This window comes from Aquimarina callyspongiae (assembly GCF_034322225.1).
In the GTDB taxonomy this organism is placed as follows: Bacteria; Bacteroidota; Bacteroidia; order Flavobacteriales; family Flavobacteriaceae; genus Aquimarina.
Map to the genome: position 1 here is coordinate 1 of NZ_JAXLPA010000008.1, position 12,925 is coordinate 12,925.

Sequence of the window (12,925 nt, forward strand, 5' to 3'; positions counted from 1 at the left end):
AATCGATCCGGCGGATCCATTAGGAGCAACCCCGACACTGGGTACTTATAGCTGTAATGGAAGTAATGCAGAAGATTTACCAGATATTACCGTGGATATTGTAGGAGGTGTTGCTCCATATAGTATTACCTATACAGGTCCTATTTCTGGAACCAACCTTCCAGTAACCGGAACACAGTTTATTATCCTGGATACTCCAGCAGGAAGTTATGATATCACTATTACTGATGATAACAACTGTACCTTTACCATTCCTACTCAGAATGTAGGTCCATTCCCGATTATGAGTAACCCTGTGGTTACCCTGGTCGATAGAATCACTTGTGATGCGCCTAATGCAGAACTGGTAACGGTATCGGTCGATAGAATCACCGGAAATACCAATGGCTTCCAATTTGATTTATTACCAGTTGGAGGAGCCGATGTACAGACTGTGGCAGAAGATCCTTCGGGAACCACTACCAGTGGAAACTTTAATCTGCCAGCAGTAGGAACTTATATCTTTAGAATCACTGACTTAGATACAGGATGTTCTATCGATACAGCTCCATATGAAGTACTACCGTTTGATACTATTGTTGCTAGTGCTACTTTAGTAACAGACATAATGTGTTTTGGTGATACTAATGGAGAGATTAGTTTAGATGTTTCAGGATATACAGGAGCATATAACTATACAATAACGAATACAATCACAGGTACATCTAGTGGTGGAGCAGGAAATACAACTGCGAATCCATTATTAATAGGAAGTTTACCAGCAGGTACATATGAAATATTTGTAGAAGCGTTAGACACTCCATTCTGTGATGAGACAACGAATACAGTTACTTTGGCTTCCCCATCCGAAATAATGTTAGCTACAAACCTAGTAAGTGATGAAACTTGTAACCCAGGAGATGATGCTTCGATAGAAGCTGTAGCTACCGGAGGTACAGGAACATTAAGCTATCAATTGGAAACATCTGGAGGAGCTATTTTAGTGCCATTTGGAAGTGTGACATTATTTGAGAACCTTGATGCAGGAGATTATGTAGTTAGAGTTAGAGATGGTAATAATTGTGAAGTAACAGATCCAATTACAATTACTCCTCCAAATGCAATTGCAGTAGTTGCTCCAGGCAGTACACTATTATGTTTTGATAGTGTTGATGGGACAATTACAGCAACAGCTTCAGGAGGTCAGGGAACAGGTACATATTTCTTTATGCTTACATTCCCTGATGGAACACAATCTACACAATTCTCGAGTACAACAGATTCATATACATTCATTGATCTGGCTGCTGGAGATTATATAGTAACTGTTTCAGATAATTTGAATTGTACGGCTACGGCTAATGTTACCATTGATGCTCCTACAGAGGTTACTATTACAGTAGATACCGTAAGAGATCCTTCTTGTGCTAATCCTACAGCTGATATTGAAGTAACAGCTGCAGGAGGAACACCGCCATATGAGTATAGCTCAGATGGTGTGAACTATGTTCCGGGAGCGAATCCATTTACATTTACGAACCTTGCCGCAGGAGATTATACCTTCTTTGTAAGAGATAGTAATGGTTGTGTATCCTCTCCTTCTAATACAGTACCAGTTAGAGAACCAGAACCATTAGCTGTAACATTAGATCTAAACAATACCTTCATTATCTGTTTTAGTGAAGCGACTGGTTCAATAGATGCAACAGTAACAGGAGGATTAGGAAACTATATGTACACCTTAACAGGTACAGATTATTTAGGTGCAGCAGTAAATATAGGACCACAAACCACTAGTTTCTTTGGAGATCTTTTAGCTGGGGATTATGTATATAGTGTAACCAGTGAAGATTGTGGACCAGAAGATGTTCCGTTTACCATTACACAACCTACAGAGTTTATAGCCACAGCAGTAGCTGAAGATATTACCTGTAATGGTGAGGTAGATGGTAGAATTATCGTAACTGCAACCGGAGGTACACCTAATTATGTATTCTCATTATTTGATAGTGCAGGAAATGCATTGTTTACTTTCATTGAAGATGATAGTGATAGTGTATTAGGAGAGCATATATTTGATGGTTTACCAGCAGATACTTATAGAGTAGAGTTGGCTGATGATAATGGATGTCCATTTATTATTTTGGATATTATCATTAATGAGCCACCTGCAATCAATGCTACGATTTCATCAACCACACCAGAGTCTTGTGCTGGATTTGCAGATGGTACTGCTACCGTTGCAATTACAGGAGGAGTTCCTGGGTATTTCTGGAGTATCACTGGAGTGGATGGAAGTTTCCAACCAGTTGTGGATCCAACAAACCTTGTGATCACAGATCTTCCAGGAGGTGTTACTACCTTATTTATTAGAGATTCTAATAACAGTAGTAATTGTGAACTTCCGTTAAATCTTGATATAGAACCAGGAGTAATGCTGAACGCTGTATTAAGCAACAGAATGGATTGTCCTGTAGTAGATTCGACTACTGGAGCAGTGACACAAGCACCGGTATATTATATCGACTTTATTTTAGGAGATAATTCTGTAACAACAGATATCATTTATACCTTAACAGGTATTAATGGTACAGCTAACCCTGTTCCGAGTGATAGTATGACGGGTACTTTTGTGATTAATCCAGGAGAGTATGAAGGATCAATGCTTCACGCTAACGGATGTTCTGTTACTGTAGGAACTATTATCATAGAAGAATATACACCTATGTCACTTCCTGTAGCACAAATGACAGGTAATCCACAGGACCCTAATGAATATGAAATCATAGTAACTGGTGGAAGTGGAGATTTCACATACTTTGTAACATTTGAAGGAGAACCAGAAAGAGAATTAGATTCTAATATTTTCTCGATAAGAGAAACAGGAAACTATACGCTTAGAGTTGTTGATAATATGGCTTGTGAAGTTCAAGCAACACAACTTCTTACGTATATCAATATTCGTATTCCTAACTACTTCACACCAGATGGAGATGGAAGTGATGATTATTGGTATCCAGATCAGATTTCTCCTAATGATAGTGATCCTTTCTTCTTTGAAAATATGGAAGTAAGAGTATTTGACAGATATGGTAGATTACTTGCAGAATTTGTTGGAGAAGACAAAGGATGGGATGGAATTTATCAAGGTAAAGAGCTTCCTTCAGGAGACTACTGGTTTACTGTGATTCTTAATGATGTTGACAACAGAGAGTTTACAGGACACTTTACGTTATATAGATAAAATGTATTATTAAAGGGCTGGATGAGTGTTTTAAAAAAACAAAATCGATTTACCAATCAACCTACTTAAAAATACTCATCCGTAATATTGAAGTTAGATGAAAAAGTATATTATAATATTTAGTCTATTTGCAAGTTACTGCGCTATGGCACAGGAGTTTTTTGCCCCTGTTCAAAATCAGTATATCGCTGACAATCCATATTTGATATCTTCAGCCTATGCAGGGATTGGAGATTGCTGGCAGCTACGTGCTTCTGGTTTTGAACAATGGGTAAGTATCGAAGACTCTCCAGGAACACAATCACTGTCTATTGACGGAAGGATTTCGGATCGTTCAGGAGTTGGAGCCATACTGTTTAATGACCAAAACGGGTTTACAACGCAAAAAGGGGTACAACTATCCTTTGCGCATCACTTAACCCTTAATGAATATAACAACCAATATTTATCTTTTGGTATTAGTTATAAATTCACACAGTTTGGTATTGATACTTCTGATTTTAATAATGGAGATCCTGATAATCCGGTGAGTCCTGGATTAGCTGATGTAACGGTAAACAATTCTAATTTTGACATTGGGTTTTTATATCGCTTAGGAAGGTTTTTCTTAAGTGCAAACGCTGTGAATCTTTTACAAAAGGAGATCGATGATTTTAATCCCACAGAACCTGCTACGATACAGAATTACTATTTATATACAGGATATACTTTTTACCATAGATTTAGTGATATAGAGATAGAGCCATCAGTATTGTATCAGAATTTTGCTGGAGATGGTCGTTCTACGGCAGATTTAAACCTTAAGGTTCGTAAAATGAATCGCGGGGATTACTATTGGGCAGGTGTAAGTGTTCGTTCTTTGGTAGATCAGGACTTTAAACCGTTATCGGTATCCCCTATGTTAGGGATTAAGATGGCTAACTTTTATGTTGCCTACGGGTATCAGATTAATGTAAATGAAGTCTTTGAACCAGTTGGTGGAGCAGGATCACATTTGATCACATTAGGATTTGATTTTGGATGTAGACAAAGTAAATGTGGATGTACTTATTAAAAAAATAAAAATTTATATACGAATAAAAACCACCCAAACAGGGTGGTTTTTTTATGTTTAAAAAATAGTAGCTTAGCGCGCTCACTTTTTCTCTCTAAAGATATTATTAGGGAATAAAATTCTTTAGAAATCATGGGTAACATTTTGATGGTTAATGACACTAACAAACACACATTTTATTTAAAAAGATTATAAAAGAAAAATAGGGGAATAATGAAACAACAATTACTTTTTAAAACTTTAATGTTCATTGCTTTTTTAAGCATAGGAATGACTGAAGTTTTCAGTAACGATTATCAACCAACTGTTGATATCGTAGACATGCATTGTGGTAATGATGGTAGTGTAACTGTCAATAACATTGACAGCCCTGCGTTACGTTTCTTAATAAGGTTACAATCAGATCCTATACCAACTTTGCCTGAAGATATAGATTTATTTATAAATAGTACAGGAGTTTTTACAATACCTTTTCAGGCAAACCCATATAACTTCACTGTATATGCCATTGATAGTGCAGTGCCCGACAGCATATTTAGTGTAGATGGAACGGTAAATTCTTTCAACCCAATTTTTAATATAACTGGATATGATCCTACTTGTACAGCGGATGGATCAGGTGATTTTGGACAAATTCAAATTCAAGTCACCGATGGTCAACCCAATTATACATACAATATTAGTAGTACTACATCGTCTTTTGGTGCTACAGAAGGGCCAACCACTAATTCAAATCACACATTTGTAGAACTTACTCCTGATACATATAATGTTGAAGTACTCTCTTTTGATGGAGATTGTATAGAAAACCAACAAATAACAATTGCTCCAATTTCAGGAATTGAAGCAGATGTGATGGTCATTGATCCTTTTTGTAGTGGAGATATTGGATCGATTCAAGTAACTGTTACTGAAGGTGCAGAACCTTATACATATACGCTTGATGATTTGATTACTATAGGACCAACAGTAGAAAACACGATCACTTTTAGTAATGTTCCAATAGGAAATCATACAGTCGCTATAAATGATGCTAACAATTGTACAATTGTATTAGATATTACAATTTTCGAACCTCAAGCTATAGTCATTGGTTCAGAAAATAGTACAGATATCTCTTGTAGTGCCTCAGGAAATGTTTTGGGATCTATCGATCTATCCAATATTACAGGAGGAACTCCTCCATATACATATCGTTTACTAAATGAAGATAATACCTTAGCTACGACAACATCACCAAATCCAACAGGACCTACAGTAAATAATTCTATATCTTTTAATGGCCTTAATATTGGAGAATATATCGTTGTAGTAAATGACGCTAATGGATGTGGTATTCAAAAAGAATATACTATTAATACATTGCCTTTATTTTCGATTACGGCAAATTCGACAGCTTCATGTGTAGATGGCGTAGCTGCAAGTATTAATGTTTCTGGAGGAACAGGTCCGTTTGTAATTAGAGAATATCCTTCGGGAACATTTGTTCCGTTAAATGGTTTGCCTATTTCTGCAGGTGTTCCAGAACGTAACCACCAGCTTGTAAACCTTCCTTTTGATACCTCGTTCATTTATGAAATACAAGATACTGCAACGGGTTGTTTATATATAGAAACTTTATCTGCAGTGAGTCAACCTTCAGAACCTGAAATAATAAATTTTGATATTTTTAGAATTCCTTGTTATGCTCCTCAACCATTGAACGATGGAGAAATATTTTTTGAAATTTCGGGATATGACTCTTCGGTGACTGAAGTTTCGTGGGAAGTTTTTGAAGAATTTACAAACATGTCTTTAGGGGATGGATATTCTGGAAATGCCACGGGTTTAACAGGAGATAATGTTCCAGTACTTATATCATATTTACCTGAAGGGCTTTTTTATGTAATTGTACAGGAAGTAGGTGGAACAGCGTGTCCTACAAGACATGACTTTGAAATGATACCAACACCAATAGAATCAACAATTATTTCGCAAACACCGGCAAATAGCTGTGGTACGAATGCCTCGGTAACATTACAAACTATAGGAGGATATGGTCATAATATTCATAATTCAAATGACGGATATCTGTATGCATTAGTAACGAATGGGGCTGGAGACCCAGGTGTTTATCCGCTCACTAGTAATGTAATTGATCTTGGTAACATTGCAGGTGATTTTGATATCTGGATAATGGATGGTAATTTCTGTACTTTTGGACCAGTAGATGTGACTGTTACAACGATTCCTGCACCAATCCTGGATCCGTTACAATTATTTGTAGATGATCCTTGCACCTTTGATAACAATTATACGTTTACAGCAATTGCTTCTGGTGCTGGAGAGTTAACCTATCAGTTGGATAATAATACTCCTGTACCAGGTAATGTGAGTACAACAGAACACCAATTTACTGTGACGGCTCCAGGAACGTATACAGTAACTGTATATGATGAGAATGGATGTCCTTCGAGCTCTGGTAATATTACGGTTTTTGAAGAACTTTTTGTAGATGCTGATTTTACTGTTGAACCTACTTGTCAGGACTTTAACGGAGAAATTACTGCTACAGTCTCTGGAGGCTCGAATTTTGCTGCTAGTCCAGGTAATTTTATTTTTGTACTTACCGGCACTGATAGCGGCGGTGCTGTAGTAGGCCCTATTACTCAAGTAGGTGCAGGTGGAAATGTTTTTACTAATATTTCTAAAGGGTATTACGAGATAACTGTTACCGATTTAGCAATTAGTCCGGTACCTAGTTGTAGTGAGGTAGCTTCAATCACAAGAAACACAGGTTCAATTATAACTGCAGATATAGTAATCACTCAAGATTATCGCTGTGATTTTAATGGTTCAAGTGTCACTCCACAATTAGGAGAAATTAGTGTTATCAATCCTCAAAATGGTAGTGGTAGTTATGAGTATAGTATTGATGGTATAGATTTCACTAATACTACAGGAATCTTTACAGGTTTAACAGAAGGAACATATATATTATATATTAGAGATACTGATACGGTTGATTGTCCAGTTAACTTAGGAGAAATGACCATTGATCCTCTTCAGGAAGTAACTGATTTAGCATTTGCTACAACCCAGGTGCAATGTCCGGCATTGACTTCAGATGTAACTGTGACGGCAGTAGGAACCAATGGAGCAACTAATTTTGAATACAGGATTGTCTCACCGGTATCAATAACTTGGCAGACTTCTAATGTATTTACCGCTGTATCTATGGGAGAAACATACACTTTTGAAGCCAGGACTACTAGTGATGGTTGTATTTATTCTGAAGACTTTACTATTGAAAATATAGATGTTATAGAGCTTAACAGTTCTTTAGTTTCAGAACCTATCTGTAAAGGAGATATTGATGGCTCTTTAGCATTTACTATTACAGGTATTGATCTGACTTCAACAACCTATAGTTATTATATTACTGGAGGAAATGTTACAGGGGGAATACTTAGCACTGGAGAAACAAACTCCACTCAAAATATAAATGGATTAAGTGCAGGTACATATACAATTACTGTTACCGATGATATCACAAATTGTACAGCGACAGATATTATTATAATTACAGAGTCAGAGAACCCTCTAAGCTTTTATACGGTACCAACAGAATCTTTTTGTGGATCAGATACAGGTACCATATTAGTCCAGGCTGCAGGAGGAAGAGGAAATTATGAATATAGACTTGAATATATTGATGGAACCGTTATTGTGGATTACCCAAATACCAATCCTATATTTACTGGATTAGTACCTGGTGTATATACTGTTTTTGTAAGAGATGGTAATGATCCATCCACAGCTTGTGAGGTCATGAATACAGAAATCATTGCAGAGCTTGCTCCTCCATCAATTGCTTTGGTTAGCGGAGGAGATACGTGTTATGATGCCATGGATCAAGCAAGTCAATGGATTACCATAACAGGAGGCGAAGGTCCTTATATCTATATTTTGAATGGAGATGAACCAACTGCGGTTACATTCTTAGGAGCACCAGCACCAGCCAATACTTTTGAAATAAGAAATTTAATTCCTGGTACGCATGAAGTGCTAGTTATAGATAATAATAACTGTATTACTATGACATTAGTTTTTACAATTCAACCAGAACTAACCATCTCTACAACGTTAACCAAAGACTTAGATTGTAGTGTAAGCCCTGATGCTATAATAGATGTTGTAATAGAAGGAGGTAATGGAAGCAATATTTTAGAAGTTAATATAAACGAAAGTGGATATGTTTCTACAACAGGAGAACTTTCTTTTATTACCGATATGCCTGGTACATATCAATTTAGAGTAACAGATGTTGAAGGTTGTGTGACAGAAAGTAATGTAACTACTATAACACCTGTTTTTGACCCTGTAGCAAACGCAGTGGTAAACGATATTAGTTGTAATGGGCAGTCAGATGGTTCTGTAACTATTACGGTAGATCCGTCTGTGGGAGTAGCTCCTTATGAAATCAGTTTTAATGACTCTACATTTAGCAATCAAACTGAATATATTGGATTGGGAGCAGGAACTTATAATTATCAGGTTCGAGATGCTAAACAATGTACAATTACCGGTACAGTGACAATTAATGAATCGCCTGTTATAACTTTTGAAACCACTACCACACCGATTACAGTTGAGGCAGATGGGATGATCGAAATAAACAATGCAGCTGGAGGTACTGGAGTATTTGAATATGAACTGAGAACAAGTTCTGAAATTCTTGTTGCGTACCAGAGTACTAATAGCTTTATAATTGCTACACCAGGAACATATATTGTTGGAGTAAGAGATACCAATAGTTGTGAAATAATGCAACAAGTAGTAATGCTACCGGCAGACAATCAAAACCCGATCACGGATTATGCAGATGAAATTCTTTTCTGTGCCTTAACAGGCCAAAGCTATCCTGTAATAACAATTGAGAACGAAAATGGAGAAATACTAGATCTGCCATTTGTTGATGTACTTTCTGTAGTTTGGGAAAAACTAGATGATATTTCTTGTTCAATAGAATTAGATGAAAATTGCCCAACTACAGACTCAAGTTGTAGTTCTGATTGGTTCGAAATAGCTACAGGCCCTTCTTGCACAATAACAGAGACTGGCGAATATCGAGTAGTAATACAATTTGCTAATAAAACGGTTAATAGTACACAAACGTATTATTTTAGAGCAAAAGGAAATACATTAGGAGTGGATGAAATAGAAAGCCCAAAAATTACTTTAACTCCTAACCCGGCAGTAGATGTTGTTGAAGTAGATGCACAGTTCGAAAAACTTCTAATGTATGATATGACTGGTAAAAAAGTTTTAGAAACTAGCTCAAAGTCTTTTAACGTTTCTGAATTACAGAGCGGAATATACTTTGTAAGAGTGATAAATCAAACAGGTAAAGAAACGGTTGTAAAGCTTATGAAACGATAGTTTTTAAGGAAATTGGAAGATAACAATTACCTGTATTCAATACAGGTAAGCACTAAAAACAAAAAGGAGAGCTATGCATAGCTCTCCTTTTTAGGTTTATAATATTTTTCTAATGTATAAAAACGGATTTAAGCACTAATCACATACAATCCAAAAACTGCAACAATAAAGTAGCAAGTGATTGTTAGAGCTCCCTGATAATCTTTGGCAATTCTTTGACCAAATAGTAACATCAAAAGAGTAATACAAGCCAAAAACATAGCTCCTACGGCAAAACAACTATTATTATCTGCTATTAGATGATAGATTGCCATTATACATAGCAAAGCCGTAATTATTTCCAAAATCAAAATAATACTTAATAATAACGGAACCATTTTACCCATAAAAGTAGCTGAAAAATGTTCTTTTAGCCATCCAAGATTTCCTTTCCAATCCATAGCTTTGTCGACACCAGATTGCAAAAAAGTAATGAGTAAGAATAGTAAAATAGTTATAGAGACGATATGAGTCATAAAATTATCCATAGTGTGATGATTTAGTTATGTAATTTATATATAAGACGAAAATATCTTTAGTTACTTATTATATTGCTAAGAACTTTTTTTGTGAAGCAAACGAGTAAGCTTAATAGATAAATCTGTTAGAATAATTTTTGCATTACCATTTCTTTCGATATGATAAATAGCATTTTGCAGCTCATCACTAATATCCATAATATTTCCTCCATGGATAAAAGGCGCAAAATTTTTCAGTTTAAAACCACCAGTTTTGGGTTCTAAAAACACCAGTTCATCAGCGCCATAATTAAGTAACATTGCCTGTCTGAAAAAGTCTAAACAATACTTAAGAAATTTTTTCTGAGTTTCTCTTCCGGCTCCTGCAATCGATTCACTCCAAACAATAAGATCATTCACTGCTGACTTATTGCCTTTTGCTTTAAATGCTGTACGAACCCATTGAATGAACCAATCTTCAAATTGATCATCTCCACCATCATGATGCATTAAGTGCAATGCTTTGCTATAATCACCATTAGCTTGGTGAGCTATTTTTAAAGCCTCTGTATCAGTGATATTCTCGGTTTTTTGAATAGCTTCTTGGATAACTTGCTCACCTAATGGAGGAAAATGAAGCACTTGACATCTAGACCTGATGGTTTGGATTAATTGTTCTTCATCTTCTGTAATAAGAATAAATACTGTTTTTTCTGGAGGTTCTTCGATTAACTTAAGGAGTTTATTTGAAGCAGAGATATTCATTTTATCTGCCATCCAAATAAGCATTACCTTATATCCACCTTCATAACTCTTGAGCGAAAGTTTTTTCACAACATCTAATGCCTCATCAACACCTATCTGTCCTTGTTTTTTCTCAATACCTAAAGAAAGATACCAGTCAAAAATGCTTCCGTAGGGATTCTCTTTGATAAAAGTTCTCCATTCTGCTGCAAATTGATCAGAAGTGGGGTGCTTTTTCACTTTATCATTTACTGCTACTGGATATGCAAAATGAAGGTCAGGATGCGCTATATGATCAAACTTTATATTGCAGGCAGCGTTACCTCCAGTATTTTCGCCATTTTGATTCTGACATAATATATATTGAGCATATGCAATGGCCATGGGTAAAGTGCCACTTCCGTTAGGACCTGCAAAAAGCTGTGCATGAGGTATACGACCACGATCGGCGCTAGTAGTAAGATAGCTTTTGATATGTTTTAACCCTAAAATTTCTGTGAAAAGCATAGGCAAATATAGTTGATTAAAATTCAAAACCGAATATGATTTTTATAGTGAAAAAGCACTTTTTTTTAAATATTGATAAAAGTAATAGCAGACTATTCTTTTCGCCTAATTTTTAAGTACTTTGCGGTGTTTTTATCATTTCATGATTTAATTATGGAGTGATTTTTGCATAAATCAACTTTATAACAACTAAAAATATCTAAGAGCCGTGAAGACGATCAATGATTTTAATTTCGAAGAAAAAAAGGCATTAATTCGAGTAGATTTTAATGTTCCTTTAAATGAAAACTTCGAAGTAACGGATAATACAAGGATACAAGCTGCAAAACCGACAATTATTAAAGTTTTAGAAGATGGAGGAAGCGCTGTTTTAATGTCACATTTGGGAAGACCTAAGGGAGTACAGGATGAGTTTTCACTACGTCATATTGTTGACGAAGTTTCGGATGTGTTGGGAGTTCAAGTAAAGCACGTAGCAAATTGTATTGGTCAGGAAGCAGAAGATGTGGTAGCAGCATTAAATCCTGGAGAAGTTGTATTGCTTGAGAATTTGAGATTTCATCCTGATGAAACTGCTGGCAATGTTAATTTTGCTGAACAATTATCAAAACTAGGAGATGTTTATATAAATGATGCTTTCGGTACAGCACACAGGGCTCACGCATCTACAACGATAGTCGCACAATTTTTTCCTGAAAATAAATGTTTTGGTAGCCTGTTGGCAAAAGAAATTGAAAGTATTGATAAGGTGCTTAAAAGTGGAGAAAAACCTATTACTGCTGTATTAGGAGGATCAAAAGTGTCATCAAAGATTACTATTATCGAAAACATACTGGATAAAGTTGATCACCTTATCATAGGAGGAGGAATGACCTATACATTTATCAAAGCACAAGGAGGACAGATAGGAGATTCTATTTGCGAAGATGACAAACAATCATTGGCGTTAGAAATTCTTAAAAAAGCTGAAGAAAAAGGAGTTAAAGTACATCTTCCTGTAGATGTGTTAGGAGCTGATGCTTTTGATAATAATGCCAATACAGAAGTAATGGATGTTAGAATGATCCCTAATGGTTGGCAAGGACTAGATGTAGGACCAGAAACAATCAAAAAATTTCATGATGTGATCCTTGAATCAAAAACGATCCTTTGGAATGGTCCCTTAGGTGTTTTTGAAATTGAAAGTTTTGCAAAAGGAACAATAGCTTTAGGAAATTCTATTGCCGAGGCAACAGAAAAGGGAGCTTTTTCACTAGTAGGAGGAGGAGATTCTGTAGCAGCTGTTAAACAGTTTGGTTTTGGAAACAAAGTAAGTTATGTATCTACTGGAGGAGGAGCCATGTTAGAAAGTCTGGAGGGTAAAACACTTCCAGGAATTGCAGCAATTATGTAAGAAAAACCTCAATAAATCATAAAAACCTTAAAAATCAGTCACTTAGACTGATTTTTTTGTGTTTTTAGCGCTATGATTTTTTGTGT

At 35.9% G+C, this 12,925-nt stretch carries 6 protein-coding genes; 4 read left to right on the forward strand and 2 right to left on the reverse strand.

From position 1 onward, the window contains the following. From U0D62_RS23715 to U0D62_RS23725, 3 genes are all read left to right on the forward strand, one after another. A partial coding sequence (locus U0D62_RS23715; RefSeq protein WP_322289846.1) for a T9SS type B sorting domain-containing protein occupies window positions 1–3,223 on the forward strand: 3,223 nt, incomplete at its 5' end. A 97-nt stretch (window positions 3,224–3,320) separates the two neighbouring features. After that, window positions 3,321–4,277 carry a PorP/SprF family type IX secretion system membrane protein gene (locus U0D62_RS23720; RefSeq protein WP_322289847.1) on the forward strand — a complete coding sequence of 319 codons (957 nt, stop codon included), beginning with the start codon at window positions 3,321–3,323 and terminating at the stop codon, window positions 4,275–4,277. Window positions 4,278–4,490: 213 nt separating this feature from the next. Continuing rightward, window positions 4,491–9,698, forward strand: a complete 5,208-nt coding sequence (locus U0D62_RS23725; protein ID WP_322289848.1) for a SprB repeat-containing protein — start codon at window positions 4,491–4,493, stop codon at window positions 9,696–9,698. Between the two features lie 128 nt (window positions 9,699–9,826). Here U0D62_RS23725 and U0D62_RS23730 read toward each other — a convergent pair whose 3' ends face one another. Both U0D62_RS23730 and U0D62_RS23735 read right to left on the reverse strand, forming a co-directional pair. Next, window positions 9,827–10,225: a DoxX family protein gene (locus U0D62_RS23730; protein WP_322289849.1), complete on the reverse strand. Its 399-nt coding sequence runs from the start codon at window positions 10,223–10,225 to the stop codon at window positions 9,827–9,829. 66 nt (window positions 10,226–10,291) lie between these two features. After that, window positions 10,292–11,446 (reverse strand): DNA polymerase III subunit, encoded by a 1,155-nt coding sequence (locus U0D62_RS23735; protein WP_322289850.1) that lies wholly within the window; start codon window positions 11,444–11,446, stop codon window positions 10,292–10,294. A gap of 208 nt (window positions 11,447–11,654) precedes the next feature. Between U0D62_RS23735 and U0D62_RS23740 the strand changes: the two genes are divergently transcribed. Continuing rightward, complete coding sequence (locus tag U0D62_RS23740) at window positions 11,655–12,839, forward strand: phosphoglycerate kinase (RefSeq protein WP_322289851.1); 1,185 nt, start codon at window positions 11,655–11,657, stop codon at window positions 12,837–12,839. Window positions 12,840–12,925: the final 86 nt, after the last annotated feature.

Coding starts and splice junctions, on each gene's coding strand:
- U0D62_RS23720 (WP_322289847.1), top strand. CDS start 3,321: ATGAAAAAGTATATTATAATATTTAGTCTATTTGCAAGTTACTGCGCT.
- U0D62_RS23725 (WP_322289848.1), top strand. CDS start 4,491: ATGAAACAACAATTACTTTTTAAAACTTTAATGTTCATTGCTTTTTTA.
- U0D62_RS23730 (WP_322289849.1), bottom strand. CDS start 10,225: ATGGATAATTTTATGACTCATATCGTCTCTATAACTATTTTACTATTC.
- U0D62_RS23735 (WP_322289850.1), bottom strand. CDS start 11,446: ATGCTTTTCACAGAAATTTTAGGGTTAAAACATATCAAAAGCTATCTT.